This is a genomic window from Variovorax sp. GW821-FHT06D12, assembly GCF_059419205.1.
In genome coordinates, this window is the sequence record NZ_JBWKRI010000001.1 from 1,318,012 (window position 1) to 1,344,079 (window position 26,068).

Genomic DNA, 26,068 nt, shown 5'->3' on the forward strand with positions numbered 1-26,068 from the left:
AGGGGAACCGGTGTTGGCCGTGAAATACCGTCTTCATGTCGGGCGATACGCGTTGGGTATCGGGTGCTCGATCGGACAGGTCGTGCGTCCCGCAACCGCTCCCACCCGAACGCCGACGAGATCGGCAGCAGCAAGTTGCTACCGGTCCGGCGCCGCCCGCAGGCGGGATTTCATTTCTCCGCGCGCGGCGCGCTGGCGCGCATCGGGGCGACGACTTTCTCCTGCCATCGCCGCGAAAGACCCCGCCGCGGCGAAGCGCCCTCCGCCCGCACGGTGTGACCGGACGCATGCGCGCAGTAGTCCAGGGCCTGGCGAAGTGCCGTGTCCACCCTGCGCAAGGAGATGCAATGCCGGTCCGCCACGTCCTGGCGGGTCATCTCCTCGATCTGCAGTGCCACGAGCACCGAACGATGCCGGTGCGAAAGCCGCTGCATCGCCTGCTCGACGGCCTCCACGGCCGAACGCGCCTCGGCGATGGCATCGGGGCCGGGCGCGTGATCGGCCAGGAGATCGAGGGCCGTATCCCATTCGCCCACGTACTGCCAGGACCGGTCGCTGCGCAGGCGATCCATCGCCAGATTGCGCGCCGTTCGATAGACATAGGCCCCGGGACTGCGCACGGGCTCCGATGCCGTCATGTCGCCCAGGCGCAGCCAGGCGTCGTGCAGGCACTCGCTGGCCTGGTCGGAACAGCCGAGATCGCGGGCCAAGCGGCGATGCAGGTACGCGTAGTTCGCCGTCAGGAACGCCCGCAGCACGACGCCGGCGGGCTCGCCGTGACCCGCGAATGGCCCTTGAAAACAAGGACCGGGATCGAACTCAGCCGCGGACATCGTCTTACTTGCCGGCATGGCGCAACCTGCTCTTCTCGGCGTCGGTCAGCAACGACATCACCGACGCGTCGAACTGGTTGCCGTGCCCAAAGACCTGCACGGGATTGGCAGGGTCGTACCGAGGCGAAGCGCCCGCTTGCGCGCCGGGGCGTGGCGGCGACGATGCACCCGCACCGCCCGACGGCAGGCTGTCGTTGCCGAAGCCCAGCACCCGCACCGTGAAGACCGAGGGCAGGTTCTGCCGTGCTGCGGCCCGCTCCTGTCGCATGGACTCCTGCGCCGCCATGGCCGCCGCCGACGCCGCCGCGCTGGCGGTGGTCAGTGCACCGATGTTCACTGCCGCCACCACCGGCAGCCCGGTCGTCTCGCCCTTGACCTGGATGTTGTCGGCATTGCGCACCTGCAGCGCTGCAATGTTGAGGTTGCTGGCGACCCGGATGCCGGCATCGCCCGCATCAATGGTGCCCCTCGGTGCGACCAGGTCCACGTCGCCTTCGCCCACGGTGCCGATGCCGGCGCCGCTCATGTCGCGCTTTTCCTCCACGGTGATGTTGCCGTCCACGTCCGCCGTGACTTCCGGCGCCTGCGGGATGCGCACGGTCTTGGCGCCGCGGCCGGCGTCGATGTCGCCCTGGCTGGACCACAACACCTGGTCGCTGCCCAGCGGCTCGGCCTGCGAGACGAAGGACAGGATGCGCGAGCGGTTCACGGTGATGTCTCGGTCGGTGAACACATTGACCTGCCCCGGCGAGGCCAGCGTCACCAGGCCGTATCCGTCCGGCACCACGGCGCCCAGCCCCGCCACCTGCAGGCCGCCGCCGGGAGTGAAGACGTTGATGTCCCCCCCCTGGTGGGTGCGCGCCGCCATCCGGGTCGCGGCGATGCTGCCCACGCCGGACCAGCTGCTGCGCCAGTTGTCCGGCAGGTCCGCGGCGTAGCGAACGGGCTGGCCTTCGGCCGTCGCACCGCGGAACAGCGTGTCGATGGCCGCGGAGCCGCGACGGTAGCCGCCGTTAACCGGGCCGTTCTGCCCATCGCCGCCGTTCTGGTCGCGCCCTCCTTCGCGCAGTTCATAGACAAAGACCTGGCGCAGGAACTGCTCGCGCACCAGGGGCGGCAATTGCCGGTATTGCTCCCACGCCTGCTGCGGGCTCAGCTTGCCGTGCGCAGTGCCGGTGAGGCTGGCGACCTTGTCGGCACCGAGCATGCCTTCCACGAAGGACACCAGGCCCCGGCGCGCCAACTTGGCCAGGTCGCCGCGGTTTTCCACCCCGTCGCTCAGGTACAGCGGCGCCACGGTGCCGTCGGCCAGGGTGGTCTTCAGATAGTCCGGCATGGCGGCCACGTTGGCCGGGTTCAGGTAGGCCCGCTCGAAGGCGTCGTAGCTGGCTGCCTTGTTCATGCCGGCCATCAGGGTGATGCCGGCGCCCTCGGCGGGCAGGGCCTTGATGACGTTCGATTCTTCGCCGAGCGGCGTTGCCGACACGTAGTCCCAATAGCGATTGGCATTGGTGTACAGCGACAGGTTGTTGCCCTGGATGTCGCGCCCGGCCAGCAGCAGCAGGGATCCCGGCCCTTGCAGCGCGGTGCGGCTGCCCCTGTCGTAGTAGTAGGCCGCCGCGTCGCCGCTGTATCGCGCATAGCGGTGCGACAGGAGCCTGTTGGCGACAGCCAGGATGTCGTTGCCCGCCGCCAGCATGGTGGTGTCGGTGGGGCGCAGGTTGCGCGCGCTGAGCTCGAAGTTGCGGATGTCGGTGCCGGCCTGCACGTGCACCGATTCCGACGCGATCAGATTCAGGTCGCTGATGGAACCGGTCGCCGCGTACAAGCGGCTGGGCGTGAAGTCATGCACCTGCATCGGCAGCACATCGGGGTTGTCGAACAGCTCCATGCCATTGAGGCTGTTGGTCAGGAACGTGTTCGTCACCGAGAAGCCGCCATAGACCGACTTCAGCGGCGCGCCGAACGCCGATGCCCCGCCCAGCGTGATCGTGAAACCCATCCACGGCCGGAATATCGACGGCCACTTGTCCAGCGTGGTCTGGGTCATGACGATGGCACCCGTGTTCTGCAGGCTGCTGCCGCGCAGGAAGCGCAGGTCTTTCGCGGCCAGCAAAGACAGGTCGCTGCTGTTCGCCGGCGCCATCGCCAGCAGGCCCGCGACGTCGATGTTGCCGCTCAGGGCCGACACGCTGACCTTGGCCGGGTACAGGCCCACCATGTCCGTCTGGAGCTTGGTGTCCGTCATGCCGCTCACCAGCCTGGTGGTGTTCTCCGTGTCGTTTCCTGCCACGAATTCCGACTGGTTGACCAGGCGCACGTTGCCGCCGGTGGACACCAGGCTGACGGCGCTGCGCTCTGTCTGACTGCTCATGAACATCGCATGGCTGGACGCGCCGCTGGTGTCCCGGTCGGCCTGGTCGACGTAGGCACGGCGTATCTGCATCGGGTCGATCACGGTCTGCAGGACCAGGTCGCCCAGCGTCTGCAGCTTGAGCGTGGCGTCCGACAGCGCCAGCACGGGCGCGATGTCGTAGGAATAGGCGGTGTTGGGCCAGCTGCTCGAGATGCCGGTCAGGGCATAGCCGGAGGCGCTTGCGCCGGCTTCGATCTCGCCGGCGCCGCGGCCCACGTAGTACTGGCCGGCCTTCAGGGTGCCGCCCGCCGCCACCTGCAGCTGCCCGCCGTTGCGGGTCACCGTGGAGGCCGCGGCATCGCCAGCGGAACGCCCGCCCGTCACGCGCATGGTGCTGGGCAAGGCCACCACCAGGTTCACCAGGTCGCCGCCCGCCGACAGCTTCACGTTGCCGCCGCCCAGCGCGCCCAGGCCCTGCTGGAAGCTGGCGTGGTTCACCCACCAGCTCGGTTGCTGGCCCCGGGCGGACATGACCGGCGCCCAGCTCTCGCCCATGTTGTACGCGTCGTAGTAGCCGGTGGGACTGCTGAGATCTCCGCCATAGCGGCCCTGGCGGAACAGCCATTCGGTCAGGATCTGGTCCGAACGCGCGCCCTGCGCGGTGGGCGCACGCACGCTGCCCTGGACCGCGACATCCACGTGGCCACCTGCGGTGCCGTACTGGGCATCGACGCTGGCGGTGTCGAAGCCGCCGCCCAAGGTGGGATCGGCCTCGGCCCGGCCTGCGGTGTACAGCGCGGACTCCTTGTGCGCCAGCACGAGGTCGCGCCCGGCGCGTACCGTCAGGTCGCCGCTGCCGGTGCGCACCAGCTTGCCGGCGCCCGACTCGGTGCCGGCCGTGCCCACGCGGATCGTGCCGGTGTCGGCTGCAAGCGCGCCCGATGGCCGCGTGGCCAGTGCATCGACCGACCCCAGGTCCGCGCCCGCCACCAGGCGCAGGTTCCACGACGCGGCCTGCTGCAGCCGCGCCGCCCGGCCCGCGCCGTTGTCGCGGCCCGCCACGTCGAAGCCGTCGCTCAGATGGCCGTCGATGTTCAGGTTGCCGCCGGCGCGCAGCGTGAGCGTGCCTTCGCGGTGCGCCGCACCGAAGCTGTCGAACAGGTTCCAGTCGCGGCCGAGCGTCAGGTCACCGGGGCTGGTGATCTCGATGCCCGCCGCCAAGGTGTAGGCGGCGGCGTTGCCACCCAGCCTCGCCAGGATGCCGGTGTGGCCTGCAAAGGCATTGGCCTCGGCGATCGCCTGCGGGGCCACGGATTCCACTGTGCCATCCGTGCTCGCATGGCGGCGCACGCCTTCGAGCACCGCGGAGCGCGCGCCCTGCACGGCGGCGTTCAGCGCCGTGACGTTCAGGCCGTCGTTGCCTGCAGTGCGCTGCGCCCGCAGCCGCAGCTTGCCGCCTTCGCCGCCGCTCAGGTCCAGCGTGCCGCCGGCCAGGTTCAGTTGGCCGTCGACCGCTTCCAGGTCGATGCGGCTGCTGCCCAGGCCGTCGATGGCGTCGGTGGCATGGGCCGCCAGCACCGCGCCAGGCTGCATCGTCAGCCCCGCCCCGCCGACCAGGCGGATGCTGCCGCCGTACGCTGCGTTGGCCTCGACGCGCGCCGTGCCGTCGACAGAGATCACGCCGCGGTCGGTGATGACTTCGAAGTCGGCCACGCGCGTGGTGCCCGCGATCGTCAGGTCGCCCTGGCGGACGCGGAACTGCCGCGAGCGGTTGAAACCCGCATCGTTGAGCGTTCGCGCCAGCGCGCCGAAATCGTCCAGCCGATCGATGGCCAGCGCAAAGTTGCCACCGTTGCCGCCGGCACCGGCCTGCGCTTGCACAGTGCCACCGAAGTGGACCCGTCCACCGGCCGATGCGTCCACCGTCAGGCGGCCGGCGTCGCCACCGTGCGGATGGGCGGACAGGTCCAGCAGGCTGCCCGGAGCCAGGTCGATCAGGCCGCCTCGCGTCGCCAGGCTGATCTGGCCGGCATCCACGTACTGGGCCGCGTCGAAGAAGACTTTTTCCAGGCCCCCCGCGTGCAGGCGGCCGGACTCTGCAACCGTCAGGTTGCCCGTGCCGGCATCGACCGCAATGCTGCCGCCCAGCGCGAGCACCGGCAGCGCCACGGTCACGCCCTGGCCCGACAGGCTCAGGCGCGCGCCCAGGCTGGCGCGGCCCAGTGACGCCATCTCTTGCGCATCCAGCTGCGCGTCCTGCTGCAACACCAGTTGGCCCTGCGCTCGCAGGGCCTGGTCGGCGCCGGACACCCCTTGCAGCACCGGCGTGCGCAGCGTCAGCGCCGCCGCACCGGCGTCCAGGCTCCCGGTGCCTTCGCCGGCGATGCGCCGGCTGGCCGACAGCAGCACCTGGTCGAAGCCGGACATCGTCTTGTCGCCCGCGCCCAGCACCAGCTCGCCGGCCGACAGTTCCAGGCGACCACTGCCTGTGCCCGCGCTGCCGAGCGACGCGCCCGTGTTCTGCAGCGTCAGGTGGGAGGCCTGCACCTGCACGGCATCGGCGCCATGACCCCGCAGGGCCGCGGCGTCGAACACCACCTGCGCCAGGCCGCGCATGTCGAGCGAGCGATAGAAGTCCAGGCTGCCATAGCTGTGCAGCGTCAATGACTGCGCGCGCGACAGCTGCGCCAGGGCGTCGGTGTCCAGCACCAGGCCGCCGCTGCCGCCGCCGATGCCGATGCGGCTCGCGGCCACCGACAAGGCCTTGCCCGACAGCTGCGCGCCGGCGGCCATCTCGGTGTTGTTGGTGGCGTCGAGCAGCAACGCCTCGCCGCCTTGCAGCAGTGCGCCGGCGCCGATGCGCACCTGGCCGCCGACGGTGGTGTCCACGTTCTCGCGCAGCGCCCGCACGGCCTGGCCGCTGCTCACGCGCACCAGCGCACCCCAGTCCCTGGAAGGCGTGACGATGTGGTCGTCGCTGGTGTCGTTCGGCGTGTTGTTGTCGCTCCACACGGCCGCCACCTGCGGCTTGAGCACCAGGTTCGCCTCGTCGCCCGACGCGGCGCCGTGCGCGCGCAGCACGCTGCCCGACTCGATCGACACCGCATTCGCCGCGGCCAGGATCACCTCCGGGCCGCTCAACGCGGTGCCTGCCGTGTTGCGCAGCACCACGTCGCTGGCGGCCACGTCCACCTGCAGGCCGCGCACATTGCCCGTGCGCGTGCCGCCCACCAGCAGGCTGCCCGCGCCGAAGCGCGTCAGGCTGCCGGCATCCACGACCAGGTAGCCGTCGGCGCGCAGGTCGCTGCTGTCCTGCCCCGCGCCGACGATGGCGATCTTGGCGGCGGCAATGTCCACCAGGCTGCCGCGCCCGCCCGCATCGGGTTGCGCGCGCAGCTCGCCGTCCAGCGTCAGCGCGCGGTCGGCCTTGAACACCACGGCGCCGCCATCGCGCGCCAGGCGCGGGGTCACGACGTCCTGCCCTGTGAGGCGGTATTGCGTCAGCTTGAACGCATCCGACGAGAAGAAGGCGTTGCCCCGCGCCTCGTTGTATTCACTGACCTTGCGCACCAGGCTGGCGGGCAGCACGCGCCAGCCCGAGGCCGTGGCATCGCGCGCGCCGCTGATCGTGTTCTGTTCCCGCCCGGCCACGATCGTCGAGCCGTCACGCAGGCTCACCACCTCGCCACGGGATGCGGCCCACGCCGGCAAGGCCTGGCCCGTGCTCTGCACCGCGAAGGCGCCGGGCAGCAGCGCATAGCGTGCCGGCAGGAGCGTGTACCAGCCGGCCCCCAGGCCACCGCCGGCCAGCCAGACCTTCTGGCCCGCTGCACCGCCCGCCACGGGCGACAGGCCCTGGTAGCCCGGCAGCACGGCGTACATGCCGGGCAGCGTCAGCACGTCGTGCGAGCCGCCCGAGCCGGGCACGTGCTCCCACGCATGCAGGTCGCCGCCGCCCGCGATGTCCACCACCGCGCCCGCGGCCATGGCCACATCCGGCGCTTGCAGGAGCACGCGCTTTTCCGGCAGGGACGACAGATAGCGGTTTTCGTCCAGGGAATTGGCATCGCCGGCATTGGCACGATTGCGGCCCTGCGGGTTGGCCGGGTCCAGCCAGTATTCGGCGTTGCGCAGGCTGCCGTAGAGCACGTCCAGGCCCGCACCGGACACCGAGGTCAGGCTGTTGGTGCCCAGCGTCAGGCGCTCGCCGGCATTCAGCGCGATCTGCCCGAAGGGCGCGCGCAGCACGCCGTCCTGCTCGATGACGGGCGCGTTCAGCGTCAGGCTGCCGCCGGCCGACAGAGGCGCCGCGGCGCTCCCATTGCCGCGCACGGTGATGGACCGGTCCGAGTTGATTCGCGCCGTGACGGCCGTGGCCGGGTAGACCTGCGCGGCCTTGATCTCCAGCGCGCCACCCACGTCCAGCGTGGCCCGCAGCTGGGGGTCGTCGTAGTCGGCGCCGCCTTCGCTGTAGGCGCCCGCCACGAAACGCAGGTCGCCGGTGTCCAGCACGGTGCGTTCGAAGCCGCGCAGCTTGACGTCGACGGGCGATGCCGACTCGCCCTTCGCACCCCTGCCTGCAATGTCGATGGCCTGGCTGGCCGACAGGATCAGTTCGCCCGCATTGCGGGGCGTGGCGCCGACCGCACCGACCGCACCTGTCAGTGGGTTCAGTTGCAGATGGTGGGCGTGCAGGCGCACCACGCCGCCCAGCCCGTCGCTCTGGATGACCGGGGCGGTGATGCCCAGGCGACCGGCGACGCTCAGGTCGACGCCGCTGGCCAGCTGCACGCCCACTTGCGTGGAACGCAGATCGACCGCCGAGAAGCCCGTGTCCTGCAGCGCCTTCGCCGATACGTGCAGGGTGCCGTCCGAAGTGGCGATGTTGCCGATATTGATCTTGTGGCTCAGCGCCGTTCCGGTGCCGCTCCAGAAATACTTGTTGAGCAGTTCGACCACCCGCTTGTCGATGGTCGCGTCGTGCTCCCACGGCGCCCTGTCGGCGCCCGGCCCCGCGGCCAGCGCCGCGCCCGCGTCGAGGACGAGCCCCTTGCTGCTGGACACTGACGTCGGCAGCGTGGTGTTGATCGCGGTGCGCATGGCGCTGCTCATCTTGACGTCGCCGGCGTACTCGTCGCGCACGTCGAGGTTGCCGCTGGTGCCGATGATCCGTGCGTACTTTTCGCCGTTGAACGTGTACGTGCCGGTGGGGCTCTTGTAGTACAGGAAGGAGCCGATGTCCGGCGCCACCAGGTCCCCGGACGCACGCCCGGCCTCACTGGTGTCCGTGATGGACAAGGACCCGCCCGCTGCCTGGGCATTGCCGCCGTGCGCGCGCAGCCTGGCATTCATGGCGCCGCCGGCGGCGGCCTCCATCACGATCGCACCGCCGTCGCTGCCCAGTTCCTGCTCCACGCGCCGCAAGGCGCCGAGCGCGCCCGTGCCGCGGTCCCAATACGCCACCGTGCCCCGCGCGCCCGACACGTCGATCAGCGCACCCGCCTGCGCGTCCAGCGTGCCGGCGCTCAGTGTGACCGTGCCGCCCGGCAGCACCTTGCCCTGAGGCAGGCGCATGGCCGGGTCGTGGAAGATCTGCGCCACGCCGGGCAGCAGCAGCTCGGCCCCGTCGGCCAGCGTCAAGGTGTTCTTGGCGCGGATGTTCAGCGTCCCGGCCGGCGCCTGAAGGCGGCCCGCCACCCGCACGGAAGCCTGCCCGGACCCGTCCGCGTCCAGCGAGATCGCGCCGCCGGCTTCTGTCTGGATACTGGCGTTCGCGTCGATGCGGATGCCGCCGCCGGTCGCGCCGGTCGCCAGCGACAGGCCGCCGGGCGCGCGCGCGGCGCGGCGCTGTTCGCTCAACTCGTCCAACGCTTTGGGGGCCAGCACATCGCCCAGGGCGCTGCCACTGGGCAGCGTGCGCAGCGTCGACACCGCGGCGGGCATGTCCCAGCTCGTGGGCTGGATGTGCACCTGTGCGCCTTCCGCGACCACGACGTCCCCGCCGAGCGAACGGATGCCGATCGTGCCGAAGCCGCGCTCGGTGTACAGGGTCTGCGGCAGGTGCAGCGGCTTGGCTGCGCCCGATGCCTTCCCGCCCGTGGCGTCGGCCGCGGGCGCGGCGCCGCCCACCTGCACGTCGCCGATCGCCGTGAGGGTGAGCCGCGACGCATCGCCCCCCGCCCAGCCGCGCAGGTCCAGCGTCTCGAGCGCCGCGTTGTCGAACGCCGTGAGGCTGATGGCCCCGCCGTTGCCCGCCTTCACCTTGCCGGCCTTGCCGCCCGCCGTGACACCGGACAGCCAGCCGCCGCCGGACACGTCCAGTGCCGCGCCGGCGGCCACCTCCACGTTGCCGTACACCGTGCCCAGGCCCTCTTTCATCGGGGTCCCCAGTGCAATCGAACCGCCGTGGATGGCGCGGCCCAGCGTGACGCCTTGGCCGGTGTCGTTGACCCACTGGCCCGCGACGCTCAGCAGGCTGTTCGCACCCAGGCGCAGCACGCTGTCCGCCTTGCCGCCGGCGCTCAGGGCAATGGAGCCGCCCGGGGCGATGAGCTTGCCCTGGATGTCGAAGTTGCCGGGGATGCCCTGGCCGTCGTAGACCGCGGCCGTGAAGCGCGCCCCCGGCTGCAGATTCACCACCGCGATGTCTTCCAGCACGAAGCCGGTGTTGAGGTTCAACTCGATGGCGCCCAGGCCCGAATGGCTCAGCCCCGCAGCGGACAGCCAGGTGGTGCGGCCCACACCCGCGCCGGCACCGGGGGCTTGCCCTTCGGGCTCGGTCAGGAAGGCGTCCTTGCCCAGCGGGCTGTCGATGCTGAAACCCGCCGGCAGCAACGCGGGCTTGTCGCTGATGACGACCTGGCCCAGGGTCCACATGCCCTCCTGCGCCCGGTTGGAACCCACCGTGAGGCGGCCGGCCCGAGGCAGCTCGGCCACTTCCTGCACCCGGTCGCCCGGCTGCACCGAGCCCCTGAACTCGCCCTCCAGGATGAAGGCGCTGCCGGCACGGATGTCGATCGAACCGGCATTGCGGCCTTCCTCGTAGCCCGGCTCCCAGCGCCGCCCCGACAGCATCGGATTGACATAGGTCTGCGTGACGCCCCAGCGCGCATGCGCGTGCAGGTACTGGCCCGCGATGCCCGTGTAGGTCATGTCCGCCGGCGCGGACGACATGGTGTAGGTGCGCCCGTCCGCGCCGCGCAGCAGGGTTTCCGTGTTCCAGCCGTCGCTGTAGCGCACCGAGCCGCCGGACACATCCAGGATGGAGCCCGGCCGCGTGATCACCGAGCCATTGGACTGGATGGTGATGTCGCCGCCTCGCGCCGCCAGTTCCGACAAGCCCACCAGGCCGTTGCCCACCCAGCCCGTCACGTCCGCCAGCGGGGTGCCGACCCAGACGCCCTTGAGCGCCTTGCCCGACTCGTCGGTGACCCATTCGACGCCCGCCATCAGCCCCTTGAAGGTGCCCGACCGGCGTCGATCCACGATGACCTTCCGGCCGTACAGCCAGGTGTTCGCCTGCAGGTGGGAGTCGCGCAGTTCGTTGATGCGCAGTTCGGCCTCGACGAAGTTGCTGGCCATGTCCACCGGCATCTGCATCAGACCCGCGGTGCTGACGGTGGCGTGTTCACCGATGAGGATGCGGCTGCCGTCGCCCACTTGCGTGTTGCGCTGCAGGGCCGCCGGGTTGGCCTGGGCCTGGATATCGATGTGGCCCGCGGCGGCGGTGACCTGGGCACGGGTCTGCACGTCGATCGTCTTGCCGTAGAGCTCGATGCGCCCGGGCTGGTAGCGGTTGGCCAGCGAGCCGCTTTCGATCCGCGTGGTGTCCTGCCAGTCGTTGACGACCTGGGTGATGCTGTCCGGCCCCAGGGTCAGCGTGCCACCCGACCAGGCCGTCAGGCGCGGGACGTCGGCCGCCAGGTTGATGTCGATGTTGTGCACGCCCTGGCCCCAGGCGCGCAGGCGGATGGAGCCCGTGCGGTTGTTCAGCGCGGTGCTGGCCTGCAGGATGCCGCCCTGGTTGATCTCGCGCGACACCATGGTGATGTCGCCGTGATCGGCCTGGATGATGCCGGTGTTGTGCACGCTGTAGCCGACCTGGGCCGCGCGCTGTTCCATCAGCGGCAGGATGTCGGACACGATGCGCCCGATGAGGTAGGGCTGGAAGGCGGGCGCTGTCTGCGGATTGATCAGGAACTTGGCCGGAAAGAGCCAGGGCCGCACCGACGAAGTGACGGCATCGAAGCCGCGCACGGTGGGGCTGATTTCCTTGGCTTCCAGCCACACGTTTTCGCCGGCGCCCAGCAGCGTCTGGCCGCTCGGCGTGCGGATGCTGCCCGCGTTGCTGACCTTGGGCGCGAACATCAGCACGTGGCCGCCCTGCCCCGTGATCTGCGCACCGGCCGCCACCTTGACGTCGCCCGGCGGCTTGCCCGGATCGAAGGCCGGGCCCATGTCGGCGAACTGCACGTTCGAATCGACCGGCATCTGCTTGGAGTTCTCGCCGAAGGTGGGAATGCCGACGCCCACTTCGAGGCCGCTCCAGTAACCGGGGTCACCCGATTTCGCGCCCAGGCGCGTGTTGAGGCCGGCCTTGAACTGTTCGTCGCTGAGCTTCAGGCTGGAGGCGACCAGGTTGCGCACGTTGACCTGGCTGCTGCCGGTGAACAGGATGCCGTTGCGATTGATGAGGTAGACGCTGCCCTCGGCCTCGATGCGGCCGGCGATCTGGCTGGGTCGGCCGCTGGGGTCGTTGATGCGGTTGAGCGCGATCCACTCGTTGGCGCCGGTCTTGGCGTGGGTGCCTGCACGCTGGTCGAACTTCACCGTCGTGTTCTTGCCGACGTTGAAGGTCTCCCAGTTCAGGATGGCCTTGTCGGCGGTCTGCTCGATGGTGACCGTGGTCCTGCCGTTGGCTGCGGCCTGCACGGGGTCCCTGGCGTTGAGCCAGCCCGCTGTCAGCGAATTCGTGCCGACCTTCAGGCCGCCTTCGGCCAGGCCGTCCGGCGCGGATTCGCCGCTGGCCAGCGCCTCGGCCCGCTTCTGTGTCTGCTGTGCCTGCTGCGCGGCGATCGCGCGCGCGGCCAGGTTCAGGTTGGTGATGGACGTCTGCAGCTGCTGGCTCGCCGCGGACGACGGCTGCGTCGGGTGGATCAGGCTGGACGCCGGCGCGCCGTTCGGCAGCTTGCCCGTGGCGATCGCGCCCGCCTGCGCCGCGCCTTTGTCGGTGAACCACGCCGGGCTGAACGCCCGCTGGGCGTGCGCGCTGCCGAGGACCCCACCGGCGGCCAGCGCCACCGCGATGGCCCGCGCGAGGGGCGCCATCCTGAAAACCTGCTGCGCCGCGCGCGCCGGTCGCTTCTTTTCGTTGCACCCACTGATGGTCATTTCTCGTTCCCGCCGAAGTAAAGCCTGTGCCGAAGGGGCTGTGCGCGTCGCGCAGGCCAGCCCCGTTCAAGAAGCCCCTGCGATGGCGATCGAAAGCCAAGGCGCCAGGAGCCGTCAGTTTCTTGACGGGACGGAAACATCGAATTCCAGAAGAATATTTTTGGCCTCGTTGTGGGCGCGCGCGTGTCGCTGCAGCCTCGGTCCGGAAAGTCCTTGCAGATCAACGGCGGGGACGCACTGCACCTCGGCAAAGTCACGAAAGCTTCACAGTGGCTGTGCACGACCACCATGGGAAGCCGCGACATCGAAACAGGGTCGCCACCCAACCCCGAGGTCCACCTCTAGCTCAGGACCAGCACGCCGGCGGGGAGCGACCGGGCGTTCAAGCCGAAGGAACGCTGCATCTGGAGCAAGGCCAGGTCGAGGCGGTCGAGCTTGAAGGTCGCGGTGACCGTTTTCCCCCGCAGCGCATCCACCATCAGGACCACACGCCCGGGACGGTAGCGATTGATCTCGTCCAGCACCACCGACAAGGGGGCCTGCTTGAACACGAGCTCACCGCGCCGCCAGGCAGAAGCCACCTCGGGGTCTGCGGCGGCGATGCCGCTGATCGAGTGATCGCGGTAGACCGCTTGCTGGCGTGCCAGCAGCACACGGTCGCCGGCCGGGTGCTCGATGCGCACGCGGCCCGCCAGGCAGGTCACGCACACCCGCCCTTCCAGGCGGCTGATCTCGAAGCGCGCCGATTCGCCAATGCTGCGGCCAGCGCCGGCCACGACGCTGAAGGTGCGCGCACGGGGCAGCATCTCGATCGCCGCTTCGCCGTTCAGCAACTCCAGCCCCTCGGCCTGGTCGTCCGAGGCCACCCGGCGGATGCTGGTGCGGGTGTTCAAGGTCACGCCGATCTGGTCGGACCACGCGATCGCACGCTGCTCGCCGGCGGCTGTGCGCCAGTCCGCACGCCATTCATTGGCCGCGGGCCACAACCCCAGGGGCGAATAGACCGCCACCCCCGCGACACCGGCCGCGGCGGCGGCGCCGGCCACGCCCAGGAAGGCCCGGCGGCTCGCCGCGGGCTTGCGCAGGGTCTCGCGGTGAAGGCTCGCCGCTTCGGCGTCGGTGCGCACCAGCCGGTTCAGCGCGGGTTGAAGCACGCGCCACTGCTGCCGGGCCTCGATGAACGCTGCCTGATGCAAGGGACTCGCGTCACGCCAGCGGCGGAACGCCTGGGCCTCCCACTGCGTGGCGACGCCCGAATGCAGCTTGCGCACCCACGCGCGCGCGTCTTCGCGCAGCGTCTCGGGAAGCGTCGGTGGTGAAGGGTGCGTCGTCATGTCGGTTTCAGGGGCCCCGTACTTGGTAGACGGTTGCCGACACCGCAATCCGCAAACTATTTCTTCGTGCCGTCATGAAGACCTGCCAGAGCGCGGTTCCAGCCGCGAGAACAGAAGATCCTGCGCGGCCTTCAGTTCGTACTCGACGGTCCGCACAGGAATGCCAAGCCGCGTGGCCACGTCCCGCTGGGACCAGCCCTCCAGGCGAACCAGCAGCAGGATTTCGCGGCGGCGCGGCGGCAGGCGCGACAGCAGGCCGTCCAGCGCCTCCAGCTGCGAACGGGCTTCGGCGACCTCGGCAGGACCGGGCGCCGGGTCCGGCAGCTCATTCATCAGCATCTCGATGTCGTCGGACAGCAAGACCTGGCTCTGTGCGCGCCGGACGTCGATGGCCAGGTTGACCGCCATGCGCAGCAGGTACGCCTGGGGCGTGGCAATGGGGCCCGCCATGGGCTGGCTGCGCTCCAGCTTCAGCCAGGTTTCGTGCAAGGCGTCTTCCGCCAGTTCGCGATTGCCCAGCCGCACGGCCAGGCGTTGCCTGAGCTGCTCGTAGCGTTGCACCAGGAAGCTGCGCAGCAGCGGGATGACGTTCTCCGTCATGCGTCAGTGCACCGTGGCACAGCGGGGCCCGGGCAACACGTCGTGCGGAAGGATGGCCAGCGTGAGCGGCAGCGCCAGGTCCGCCGGCGGAGGATGGTCCATCTTCAAAGGGGCCAATGCCGCAAGCATGGCGGCGTCCCGCGCAGGGTCTCCCGAAGACGACACCAGGCGGGCCTGGCTGATGCGGCCCGACGCGGTCACCTGCAGTTGCAGGATCGCGCGGTAGTGGCCGGGGGCCGTGCGCAGATCGGCGCACAGCGCGTCCCAGACACGGGCCTGGACCAGGGCGTCGTACCCGCGTGGCGAAGCGGCGGTCGATGCCAGCCCGGGCGCCGCGGCGACGCGCTTCAGGATGAAGGCGCCGGAAAGCTGCGTGTCCACGTCGTCCGCGGTGAAACCCGTGCCGGCCAGCAAGGCCCGCAAGGCGGCATGCGGCGCATGGCGCCCGCGCAACGGGGCGGACGTTCGCCCCGCCACCCACTCGTCGATGAACATCACCGATCGGCCCGACACCGCGGCGTACTGCGCCAGGGCAGCCGCCAAGGGCTGCGCCGGCAGGTCGAAGTCGAGCATCTGCGATTCGGACGACGCGCGGGTGGCGGCATCTGCCGACTGCACGTCGATGCCCGCGGCCACGGCCTTCGCTGTCGATCCCCAGGCAATGCAGACGCACACCACGGTGCACGTCAGGCCGGAGACAAAGGCCCGCACGAGCCTGTCGTCCCTGCCCCGGCCCAAGCCCCGTCCAACCACTCGCCCACGACCACCATGCGCTGAAGTCAACAAGGAAGAAGTGGATCGTGTCAGCAAGCTTGTGGGCAGTATTTCAACTCCTGCAAGCATCACATCGGCGAATGACGACCGCGTGACGACCGGCATGGCCGGGCGCGCCGCGGCGGGCGCCCGGCAGCGCCCTCTTCCGTGACCGGACCTGCTAGCGCCCCGGCGTCAGCTGGATCCGTTCCACCGTTTCCTTCTCGACCGCGCCACGGCTGTAGACCAGCGGCACGTACTTGCCCTCGAGCCACAGCGGCGCCAGGTCGCGGTAGTTCGGGCTGTCGGGGTTGCCCGACTGGCCCGGCGTGTTGATGACGCGCGAGGCGTCCCAGTTGCCCACGTCGAGCACCATGCGGAACGACGCGCCCGAGGTCAGCTTGTAGTCGTTCGCGCGGTAGGTGGCCGCCATCGGCGTGAACGACGAGCCGGACATCGGCCAGTCGCCCACTTCGAGCTTCTTGCGCGTGGCCGCATCGACCACGCCGCCCAGCGGATGCCGGAACTCGGCGCGGTGCAAGGCGCCCCACTTCCACGCCGCCGGGTCGGGCCCGAGCTTGGCGGACAGCTCCTGCATGGCGGCGGGCAAGGTCGTCAGCAGCAAGGCATCGCGCTGCGCGTTGCTGACCCAGCCGGACGGGTTCTCCAGCAGCAGCACCATGCGCGTGTTGTCGCCGGGCGCGGCCAGCGCGGCGGCGGCATCGCCCGCTCCCGCCTTGAGCACAGCCTGGCGCAGGAACTTGCTGCTCCACACCTCGTACAGCGCGGCGGCCGCGCTGTCGCGGTCCATGGCGCCGTCCCAGCCCTGCAGCAGGCGCAGCGCCGCCGCGGTCTGGGCGTCGTCGCTGCGCTGGCCGGCCAGCAGCTTCAGCAGCCGCTGCGCCGGCGTCGCGACGATGTCGTTCTGCATGCGCTCCGAGTCTTCGATGGTGAAGCGCGAACCCGCCGCCACCTTGGCCGCGAACAGTTCCTTGAGCCGGCGCGCGCGGGCCGCATCGCTCCACTCGTAGCCCACGCCCTTCTTCGCGGCGGGATGGTCGGGCGGGATGTTGTTCTCGTTGGCCGTGACCACGTAGCCGCGCGCGGGGTTGAACTCCGAGGGCAGCTCGTCGCCGTTGCGGAAGCCCGACCATTCATAGCGGCCGTCGCCCGGCACGGGCAAGAGGCCGTCCCAGTTCGGGCGGATCGGCGTGAGCCCGCCCGGAATCCAGCCGACGTTGCCGCTGCTGTCGGCATACACCTGGTTCTCGCCCGGTGCGCCCCAGCGGTTCATGGCCGCGCGGAACTGGTCCCAGTTGCGCGCGCGCATGTAGTCCATCGAACCGAAGTACGGCGCCATGCCGGGCTCCAGCCAGGCGGCGCGCAAGGCGAAGGCACGGCGCTTGCCGGGCTCCGCGACCAGCACGGGGCCGTGGCGCGTGAAGGTGTTGACCACCTCGCGCGGCGCGGCCTCGCCCTTGACCGCGATGCGCTCGGTGACGCGCGTCATCGGCTCCCAGCGGCCCTGGTAGCGGTACTCCTCGGGGTTGGCCGGGTTCAGTTCGTACACGTACAGGTCTTCCTGGTCCATGTAGAAGCGCGTGAGGCCGAAGGCGATGGTGCCGTTGTGGCCGATCGACAGGCCCGGCAGGAAGGGCTCGCCCGCGCCGATGGCGTCCATGCCGGGCGCGCTCAGGTGCGTCATGTAGCGCAGGCTCGGTGCGCCGTGCGCGCGGTGCGGGTCGTTGGCCAGGATGGGCCGGCCCGTGGACGTGAGCTTCGGCGCGATGACCCAGTTGTTGCTGCCGTAGGCGGCCGTGGGATCACCTTGCGACGCCTCGTCCTGCTCGGCCTCCGCGGCGATCGCCTCCGCACTGCCCGGCAGCAGCGCGACCGGCGCGGAAGACGCGCCCGCGTTCATGCCCACGCGCGTGTTCTCCTTGGTGAAGCGCGGCGCATCGGTCGCCCGCAGGTAGGCCGCGCGCAGCTCCGCCACCGGAAGGCTGCAGGGATCGAAGCCCTCGGGCACCTTCGGCGTGACCGGCGGATCGAGCTCGCGGCGCAGCCAGTCGGCCTTGTCGCCCGGCGCGCCGGCGCAGAACGCGCGTGCGCGGTCGACCTCCGACGTGAAGTTCAGCGTGAGCCCGTGGTGACGGATGCGCACCACGTCCTCGGGCGACCACGTGGCCGGCTGGTAGCCCAGCAGCGCGAACTCGGTGGGCAGCAGCGCGGGCTGCGCGCGCACCTGCGCCACGTAGGCGTTGACGCCGGCCGTGAAGGCCTCGGCCACGCGCTTGGCGTCGGAGCCGTAGGCCAGCCATTCGCGGTACATGTCGCCGCGGTAGAGCACGGCGCGCGCGGCGCGGTCGCTCTCGACCCAGGCGGGGCCGAAGTCCTTCGCCATCTCGCCCAGGCCGCGCTTGCGCCACAGGTCCATCTGCCAGAGCCGGTCGCGCGCGGCGATGAAGCCCTGCGCCACGAAGGCGTCGTAGAGCGTGCCGGCGTACAGGTGCGGCACGCCCCAGCGGTCGACCAGCACTTCGGCGGGCTTCTCCAGACCAGGCACCGCGAAGGATGACGAGGGGCGCGTGGGCGTGTTCACGCCCGGGGCGTTGGACGCACACCCTGCGAGGGCGAGGACCGCCAGCGACACGGCGCCCAGGGAAAGCCGATGGTTCATTCTCTTCATGCAGTTCGTCTCCGGTCTTGTTGTGGATTGGCAGCGGGCAGTATCCCGATTTCTGTCACCCGCCGGGTTACAAGGCATGACTTGTAGACTGGCGCTATGCAGCCCACCACCCCTTCAACCTCCTCCTGCGACAGCTGGCTCGCCGGCGCGATCCGCCGCATCGAAGCCGACTACCAGCGCAGCGCCGACACGCACCTCATTCCGCTGCCGCTGCCCGCACTGGCCGCGCACGGCATCGACCTGTACCTGAAGGACGAATCGACGCACCCCACCGGCAGCCTCAAGCACCGGCTCGCGCGCTCGCTGTTCCTGTACGCGCTGTGCAACGGCTGGGTGCGCGAAGGCACGACCATCGTCGAAGCGTCGAGTGGCTCCACCGCCGTGAGCGAGGCCTACTTCGCGCGGCTGCTGGGCCTGCCCTTCATCGCCGTGATGCCGCGCAGCACCTCGCCCGAGAAGGTCGCGCAGATCGCCTTCTACGGCGCGAGCTGCCACTTCGTGGACCACGCCGCGCAGGTGTACGACGAGGCCCGCGCGCTGGCCGAGCGCACCGGCGGTCACTACATGGACCAGTTCACGTACGCCGAGCGCGCCACCGACTGGCGCGGCAACAACAACATCGCCGAGAGCATGTTCCAGCAGATGGCGCGCGAGCGGCATCCGGTGCCCGCGTGGATCGTGGTGGGCGCCGGCACCGGTGGCACCAGCGCCACCATCGGGCGCTACCTGCGCTTTCGCTGCCACGACACGCAGGTGTGCGTGGCCGACCCCGAGGGCTCGGTGTTCTCGGCCTACCACCGCAGCGGCGACGCCACGCTCACGGCGCCCGGCTCGCGCATCGAAGGCATCGGCCGCCCGCGCGTGGAGCCCAGCTTCGTGCGCACGCTGGTCGACCGCATGCTCGAAGTGCCCAACCTCGACTCGGTGGCCGCCATGCATGCGCTGTCGGCGCTGCTGGGGCGCAAGGTCGGCCCGTCGACCGGCACCAACTTCGTCGGCATGCTGGCCGTGGCGCACGAGATGCGCGCGGCCGGCCAGCAGGGCTCGATCCTTTCGCTGCTGTGCGACGCGGGCGAACGCTACCTGCCGAGCTACCACGACGCCGACTGGGTGCGCAACGCCTTCGGCGACATCGCGCCCGCGCAGCAACGCATCGACGCGCTGGTGGCGGGTTGACGATGGCCATGCGCGCACCCGGTGGCCTCATCGCGCGGCGGCAGCTGTTGCTGCTGGCCGCGCTGGCCGCCTCGGGCGCGCCGCATGCCGCCTGGGCCCTGCCCGCGAAGGCGCTGCAGTTTCCGCGCGACTTCGGCAGCCACCCCGAGCTGCGCACCGAGTGGTGGTACATCACCGGCCACGGCCAGACCGCCGCGGGCCGCGCGTTCGGCTTCCAGGTGACCTTCTTCCGCTCGCGCGTCGACGCCACGCAGGCCATGCGCTCGGCCTTCGCGGCCAAGCAGCTGGTGTTCGCGCACGCCGCCGTCACCGACCTCGAAGGCCGCGTGCTGCGGCACGACCAGCGCATCGCACGCGCGGGCTTCGACGTGGCCTCGGCCAGCGAGACCGACACCGACGTGCGGCTGCGCGACTGGTCGCTGGTGCGCGACGCCGGCAGCGGCGCCTATACCGCGCGCATCCCCGCCGGAGAGTTCACGCTCGACCTGCGCTTCGCGCCGTCGCAGCCGGTGCTGCTGCAGGGCCGCGAAGGCCTGTCGCGCAAGGGCCCCGACCCCGAGCAGGCGAGCTACTACTACAGCGAGCCGCAGCTGCAGGCGCAGGGCCGCCTCACCTTGCAAGGCCAGGCCCCGTTCGAGATCGCCGGCACCGCCTGGCTCGACCACGAATGGAGCGAGGCGCTGATGCACCCCGAGGCCGTGGGCTGGGACTGGATCGGCATGAACCTCGACGACGGCAGCGCGCTCACCGCCTTCCACCTGCGCCGCCGCGACGGCAGCGCGCTGTGGTCGGGCGGCTCGTTCCGCCCGCGCGGCGGCGCGGCGCGCATCTTCCAGCCCGGCGAGGTGCGCTTCGAGGCGCTGCGCAGCTGGACCAGCCCGCGCACGCGCGCGAGCTACCCGACGCACTGGCGCATCGACACGCCCGCGGGCCGCTTCGAGGTGCAGGCCCTGCTCGACGACCAGGAACTGGACAGCCGCGGCTCCACGGGCGGCGTGTACTGGGAAGGCTTGAGCGAGCTGCGCGATGCGCAGCAGCGTCTGCGCGTGGGGCGCGGTTACCTCGAGATGACGGGCTACGCGGCGCCGCTGCGGCTGTGAGCCGAAGCCCGGCGCGATGGGCTACTTCACGCCCTGGCTCAGCGCCTGCGCCGTGTTGCGCGACAGCGCGCGGACGTGGTCGTCGATCGCCGAAGCGACGGGCGCGAACTCGGCAGTGCTCAACCGCTTGAGGCCGCGCGGCTCCGGGAAATCCTTGAGCTGCCGCACCCGTTGCCGCTGCTGGGCAAGCATCGGCTCGTAGGCCGCGAGGTTCAGCGGCGGGTCCATGACGAAGACCTTGGCTTCGATCGCGGGCACCGCGTAGTACCGCGTCGACCCCAGCATGCTGCGCGTGAAGAGGCCCGAGTTCTGCATGACGCTCTCGCCACAAGGGCCCCCGGTGCACTCCAGGCGCGCCTGCGTTCGCGTCGCCTCGACGAGGACCACCGCGGCAATCTGCTCGTCCTTCAGCTTGCGTGCCGCCCACGCCTGTGCAGGATTCGCGATCCATCGATCGTGCTTGAAGACGGCCAGCGCGTTGACGGAGGTCGTGGCAAAGCTCGTGAGCCGCACCACCTGGAAGCCGGCTTTTTCGAGCTCCGACGTGAAGGCCTCGTAGACCTTGGCCGTGGGGTTCCAGGGGAACGGGTACGTGGTCGAGAAGTTGTTGAAGACGGTCGTGCCCACGTGCATGTGTTCCGCGGATGCGGTGGGGATGCGCACCAGCAGGCCGACCTTCGCGCCCTTCGCGAGCTGGCCGCCGTTCGGTGGCAGCGGCGGCGGGGTCATGCACCCTGTCAGTGCGAGCGCCACGAAAAGTGCGAGCAGCCGTCTGCGCATGGGGGTCTCCTCCATCTTCTTGTCGGTGTGGGCCTGTGCGGCCGGGTGCGGATGATTGTGCCGAGCGCTGCATGCGGCGTCGCCACGGGAACCGGTGGTTTTGGACAGCGTCGGCTTGTCAGTGCCGATGAGGGCCGCGACTCACGCGGAGACCGTCACCCCATTGCGCTCCAGCACCGCCAGCAGCTTCGGAATGTCGGGCGCCGGCCCGACCGGAATCTCGCGGTCGATGGCGGTGAACATCTGGGCGGCCATCGCGTCCTGCCCCGTGATCTCGAGCATCTGCCCGCCGCCCTTGCCGTAGTGAAAGCCGTGCACCGTGCCGCGCGGCACGTGCACCAGCGTGCCGGGCTGGCACCGATGCGCCTGGCCGTCACAGAGGAATTCGACCTCGCCGCCGAGCACGTAGAACGACTCGTCCCAGTCGTGGCTGTGCGGTGGCGGGCCCGTGCCTTCGTCGCCGCGCTGGAAGGTGACGCCGTAGCTCTGCGTCGAGGCATTCGACGCCAGCACCGTCACCTGCGTGCCGAGCACGTTCAAGGGCGTTTCGCGCCGCTCGGGTGTGAGGACAAAGTACGGAAGAAGGGCCATGGCCGGCTCCTCGAAGTGGGAGCCGGATTCTGCGCCCCGGCCACAGGGGGCACAAGCGGTGGCGCCGCAGGGAGGGTAACCTCCCCGCCGCCGCGCCACCAGCGTCGCTACTTCGCGCGGCGGCGCTCGATGAAGGCGATGATCTCGCCCATGATGCCCTTGCGGAAGGCCAGCACACAGATCACGAAGATCAGGCCCGTGACCATGGTGACCGACTCGCCCAGCGTGTTGAACCAGTCGACGGTCGTGATGCGCGCCAGGAAGTTGCCGAGTTCGCCGATCTTGTTCTCGAGCAGCACGACCACCGCCGAGCCCACGATGGGGCCCGACAGCGTGCCCAGGCCGCCCACCAGCGTCATCAGGATGACCTGGCCCGAGGCGGTCCAGTGCACGTCGGACAGCGTGGCAAAGCCCAGCACCAGCGTCTTGAGCGAGCCGGCCAGGCCCGACAGCGCGGCCGAGATCACGAAGGCCAGCAGCTTGAAGCGGCTCACGTCGTAGCCCAGCGAGAGCGCGCGCGGCTCGTTTTCCTTGATGCCCTTGAGCACCTGCCCGAACGGCGAGTGGATGGTGCGCACGATCAGCAGGAAGGCCGCGACCACGATCACCAGCGCCACGTAGTACATGGTGAGGTCGTTCGACAGGTCGACGACGCCGAAGAGCTTGCCGCGCGGCACGCCCTGCAGGCCGTCTTCGCCGCCCGTGAACTTGGCCTGCAGCGCGACGAAGAACATCATCTGCGCGAGCGCCAGCGTGATCATCGCGAAGTAGATGCCCTGGCGGCGGATGGCCAGCACGCCGAACAGCCAGCCCAGCAGCGCGCCGGTGAGCGTGCCCGCGATCAGGCCCAGCTCGGGCGTGAGGCCCCAGACCTTGATCGCATGGCCCGCCACGTACGCGGAGCCGCCCAGGAAGGCCGCGTGGCCGAAGGACAGCAGCCCGGTGTAGCCCAGCAGCAGGTTGAAGGCCGCGGCGAACAGCGCGAAGCACATGAGCTTCATCACGAACACCGGGTAGGCGCCGAAGAACGGCGCGAGCACCAGGGCGACCAGCAGCAGCGCGTAGACGACGGTGGAGATTTTTTTCATGTTCATGCCGCTCGCCTTATTTCTCTTTGCCGAACAGGCCGGCGGGGCGGATGAGCAGCACGATGACCATGATCACGAACACAACCGTCGAAGAAGCCTCGGGATAGAAAACCTTGGTGAGCCCCTCGATCACGCCCAGGCCCAGGCCCGTGAGGATGGCGCCCATGATGGAGCCCATGCCGCCGATCACGACCACCGCGAACACCACGATGATGAGGTTCTGCCCCATCAGCGGCGACACCTGCATCACCGGCGCGGCCAGCACGCCGGCGAAGGCAGCGAGCGCGCAGCCGAAGGCGTAGGTCAGCGTGATCATCAGCGGCACGTTGACGCCGAAGGCCTCCACCAGGCGCGGGTTCTCGGTGCCGGCGCGCAGGTAGGCGCCCAGGCGCGTCTTCTCGATCACGTACCAGGTCGCAAAGCAGATCACCAGCGACGCCACGACCACCCAGGCACGGTAGTTGGGCAGCACCATGAAGCCCAGGTCGGTGGCGCTGGACAGCAGCTCGGGCGCATCGTAGGGCAGCCCCGACACGCCGTAGACCGAGCGGAACACGCCTTCGATCAGCAACGTGAGGCCCAGCGTGAGCAGCAGGCCGTAGAGGTGGTCGAGCTTGTAGATCCAGCGCAGCAGCAATCGTTCGATGACCACGCCGAACAGGCCGATGAGGACCGGCGCGGCGATCAGCATCACCCAGTAGTTGACGCCCAGGTACTCCATCGCCATCCAGGTGAGGACGGCCCCGAGCATGAACAGCGCACCGTGCGCGAAGTTGATGACGTTGAGCAAACCGAAGATCACCGCCAGCCCGAGGCTCAGGATGGCGTAGAACGAGCCGTTGACCAGCCCCAGAAGGAGCTGGCTCAACAAGGCGGGAAGGGAAATGTTCATAAGCGTTTCAACGAACCCGGGCGCCGCAGGGGCGCCCGCGGGAGGTCACTTCCAGAGGGCGCAGCGGCTCTCGGCCTTCGTGGTAAAGACTTCTTCGCCCTTCAACTTCTGGACCACCTTGTAGTAGTCCCACGGCTGCTTGGATTCGGCCGGCGACTTGACCTGCACCAGGTACATGTCGTGCACGAAGCGGCCGTCGGCGCGGATGCTGCCCTTGGCGTAGAAATCGTCGATGGGCGTGGACTTGAGCGTGGCCATGACCTTGTCGGCATCGACCGTCTTGGCGGCCTGCACGGCCTTCAGGTAGGTCATGGTGGCCGAGTAGTCGGCGGCCTGGATGTCGGTGGGCATGCGCTTGGTCTTCTCGAAGAAGCGCTTGCCGAAGGCGCGCGTCTTGTCGTCCAGGTTCCAGTCCCAGCTGGTGGTCAGCAGCAGGCCTTCGGTGTTCTTCAGGCCCAGGCTGTGCACGTCGGTCACGAACACCAGCAGGCCCACCATCTTCATGCTCTTGGTGATGCCGAACTCTTTCGCGGCCTTGATGCTGTTGATGGTGTCGCCGCCGGCATTGGCCAGCGCCAGCACCTGCGCCTTGGAGTTCTGCGCCTGCAGCAGGAAGGACGAGAAGTCGGAGGTGTTGAGCGGCGCCTTCACCGAGCCCAGCACGGTGCCGCCCTTTTCCTTCACGACCTTGGTCGCGTCGGCTTCGAGGGCCTGGCCGAAGGCGTAGTCGGCGGTCAGGAAGTACCAGCTCTTGTCGCCACGGCCGATCACGGCCGCGCCGGTGCCCTTGGCGAGCGCGACGGTGTCGTAGGCGTAGTGCACGGTGTAGGGCGAGCACTGCTCGTTGGTGAGCGCCGAGCTGCCCGCGCCGTTCACGACGAAGACGCGCTTCTTCTCCTGCGCCACCTTGGCCATGGCCAAGGCCGTGCCGGAGCTGGTGCCGCCGAACAGCATGGTCAGGCCCTGCGTGTCGATCCACTCGCGCGCCTTGGAGGCGGCGATGTCGGCCTTGTTCTGGTGGTCGGCCGTGAGCAGCTCGATGGGCATGCCGTTGACCTTGCCGCCGAAGTCGTCGATGGCCATCTGGATCGCCAGCGCGCCGTTCTTGCCTTCGACGTCGGCGTACAGGCTCGACATGTCGGTGACGAAGCCGATCTTGACCTTGTCCTGTGCCTGGGCGGTGCCGGCGGCCAGCGCGGTGGCGGCGAAAACGGCGGAGAGAGCGAATGTGGTGGTCTTCATGAATGTTGTTCCTGTGGGGTGTTCGGTGGTGTCACTTCCAGAGCGTGCACTTGGACTCGGCCTTGGTGGTGAACACCGTGTCGCCGGGCAGCTTCTTCACGAGCTTGTAGTAGTCCCACGGCGTCTTCGATTCGGCGGGCGACTTGACCTGCATCAGGTACATGTCGTGCACGTAGCGGCCGTCGGGGCGGATCTGGCCGGTGCCGAAGAAGTCGTTGAGCTTCATCTTCTTGAGCTCGGCCATGACCTTGTCGGCATCGTCGGTCTTGGCGGCGTCCACGGCCTTGAGGTAGGTCATGGTGGCCGAGTAGTCGGCGGCCTGGATTTCGGTGGGCATGCGCTTGGTCTTGTCGAAGAAGCGCTTGGCGAACTTGCGGGTCTCGTCGTTCAGGTCCCAGTACCAGCTGGTGGTGAACTGCAGGCCCTCGGTGTTCTTCAGGCCCAGGCTGTGCACGTCGCTCAGGAAGATCAGCAGGCCGGCCAGCTTCATGGTCTTGCCGATGCCGAACTCCTTGGCCGCCTTGATGCTGTTGACGGTGTCGCCGCCCGCGTTGGCCAGGCCCAGGATCTGCGCCTTGGAGTTCTGCGCCTGCAGCAGGAACGACGAGAAGTCGGACGCGTTGAGCGGATGGCGCACCGCGCCGACGATCGTGCCGCCCTTGGCCTTCACGACGGTGGAGGTGTCGGCTTCGAGCGCGTGGCCGAAGGCGTAGTCGGCCGTCAGGAAGAACCAGGTCTTGCCGCCGCCGTCGACCACCGCGGCACCGGTGCCCTTGGCGAGCGCGACGGTGTCGTAGGCGTAGTGCACGGTGTAGGGCGAGCACTGTTCGTTGGTGAGCGCCGACGAGGCCGCGCCGTTGTTGAAGTACACGCGCTTCTTCTCGGCCGCGACCTTGGCCAGCGCCAGGCCCACGCCCGAGTTGGTGCCGCCGAAGACCATGCTCAGGCCTTGCGTGTCGATCCACTCGCGCGCCTTCGAGGCGGCGATGTCGGGCTTGTTCTGGTGGTCGACGGTGAGCAGCTCGACCGGCTTGCCGGCCGCCTTGCCACCGAAGTCGTCGATGGCCATCTGGATCGCCAGCGCGCCGTTCTTGCCTTCGAGGTCGGCGTACAGGCTGGACATGTCGGTGATGAAGCCGATCTTGACCTTGTCCTGGCCTTGCGCCTGGGCGGACGCTGCGAGCGCCAGTGCGCTGAAAGCCAGGGCGAAAGCGGTGAGCTGATTTTTCATGGATGTCTCCGGC

The 26,068-nt window shown here is 69.7% G+C and carries 14 protein-coding genes; 2 read left to right on the plus strand and 12 right to left on the minus strand.

The window, feature by feature from the left end; all coding sequences use genetic code 11:
- Window positions 1-170 precede the first annotated feature (170 nt).
- The 6 genes from AC07SQ_RS06000 to AC07SQ_RS06025 form a co-directional block, all read right to left on the minus strand.
- Entirely contained in the window at window positions 171-851 is a 681-nt protein-coding gene (locus AC07SQ_RS06000) for an RNA polymerase sigma factor (protein WP_495270432.1), read from the minus strand.
- Window positions 838-12,516, minus strand: coding sequence for a filamentous hemagglutinin family protein (locus AC07SQ_RS06005; RefSeq protein WP_495270431.1), 11,679 nt, complete (start codon window positions 12,514-12,516; stop codon window positions 838-840). The genes AC07SQ_RS06000 and AC07SQ_RS06005 overlap by 14 nt, the downstream gene beginning before the upstream one ends.
- Window positions 12,517-12,920: 404 nt before the next feature.
- Window positions 12,921-13,913 (minus strand): FecR family protein, encoded by a 993-nt coding sequence (locus tag AC07SQ_RS06010; RefSeq protein WP_495270430.1) that lies wholly within the window; start codon window positions 13,911-13,913, stop codon window positions 12,921-12,923.
- A gap of 72 nt (window positions 13,914-13,985) precedes the next feature.
- Window positions 13,986-14,513, minus strand: coding sequence for an RNA polymerase sigma factor (locus tag AC07SQ_RS06015; RefSeq protein WP_495270429.1), 528 nt, complete (start codon window positions 14,511-14,513; stop codon window positions 13,986-13,988).
- A 3-nt stretch (window positions 14,514-14,516) separates the two neighbouring features.
- Window positions 14,517-15,224 carry an STN domain-containing protein gene (locus AC07SQ_RS06020; protein ID WP_495270428.1) on the minus strand — a complete coding sequence of 236 codons (708 nt, stop codon included), beginning with the start codon at window positions 15,222-15,224 and terminating at the stop codon, window positions 14,517-14,519.
- Window positions 15,225-15,447: 223 nt separating this feature from the next.
- Window positions 15,448-17,955: a penicillin acylase family protein gene (locus AC07SQ_RS06025; RefSeq protein ID WP_495270427.1), complete on the minus strand. Its 2,508-nt coding sequence runs from the start codon at window positions 17,953-17,955 to the stop codon at window positions 15,448-15,450.
- A gap of 96 nt (window positions 17,956-18,051) precedes the next feature.
- On the opposite strand from AC07SQ_RS06025, the gene AC07SQ_RS06030 reads away from it, so the two are divergent.
- Entirely contained in the window at window positions 18,052-19,131 is a 1,080-nt protein-coding gene (locus tag AC07SQ_RS06030) for a PLP-dependent cysteine synthase family protein (RefSeq protein ID WP_070063094.1), read from the plus strand.
- A gap of 8 nt (window positions 19,132-19,139) precedes the next feature.
- On the plus strand, window positions 19,140-20,231 hold the full coding sequence (locus AC07SQ_RS06035) for a lipocalin-like domain-containing protein (RefSeq protein WP_495270833.1): 1,092 nt from the start codon (window positions 19,140-19,142) through the stop codon (window positions 20,229-20,231).
- A gap of 21 nt (window positions 20,232-20,252) precedes the next feature.
- Here the strand turns inward: AC07SQ_RS06035 and AC07SQ_RS06040 are convergent, their stop codons facing one another.
- The 6 genes from AC07SQ_RS06040 to AC07SQ_RS06065 form a co-directional block, all read right to left on the minus strand.
- Window positions 20,253-21,011: a hypothetical protein gene (locus AC07SQ_RS06040; protein ID WP_495270426.1), complete on the minus strand. Its 759-nt coding sequence runs from the start codon at window positions 21,009-21,011 to the stop codon at window positions 20,253-20,255.
- Between the two features lie 141 nt (window positions 21,012-21,152).
- The gene (locus AC07SQ_RS06045; protein ID WP_495270425.1) at window positions 21,153-21,602 is read right to left on the minus strand and encodes a cupin domain-containing protein; all 450 of its coding nucleotides are present in this window, start codon (window positions 21,600-21,602) and stop codon (window positions 21,153-21,155) included.
- Window positions 21,603-21,709: 107 nt separating this feature from the next.
- Window positions 21,710-22,696 carry a branched-chain amino acid ABC transporter permease gene (locus AC07SQ_RS06050; RefSeq protein ID WP_172438368.1) on the minus strand — a complete coding sequence of 329 codons (987 nt, stop codon included), beginning with the start codon at window positions 22,694-22,696 and terminating at the stop codon, window positions 21,710-21,712.
- A gap of 10 nt (window positions 22,697-22,706) precedes the next feature.
- A complete protein-coding gene (locus tag AC07SQ_RS06055) occupies window positions 22,707-23,582 on the minus strand; it encodes a branched-chain amino acid ABC transporter permease (RefSeq protein ID WP_062474069.1) in 876 nt (291 codons plus the stop codon).
- Between the two features lie 45 nt (window positions 23,583-23,627).
- Window positions 23,628-24,824 (minus strand): ABC transporter substrate-binding protein, encoded by a 1,197-nt coding sequence (locus AC07SQ_RS06060; RefSeq protein WP_495270424.1) that lies wholly within the window; start codon window positions 24,822-24,824, stop codon window positions 23,628-23,630.
- 31 nt (window positions 24,825-24,855) lie between these two features.
- Complete coding sequence (locus AC07SQ_RS06065; protein ID WP_062474073.1) at window positions 24,856-26,055, minus strand: ABC transporter substrate-binding protein; 1,200 nt, start codon at window positions 26,053-26,055, stop codon at window positions 24,856-24,858.
- Window positions 26,056-26,068 lie beyond the last annotated feature (13 nt).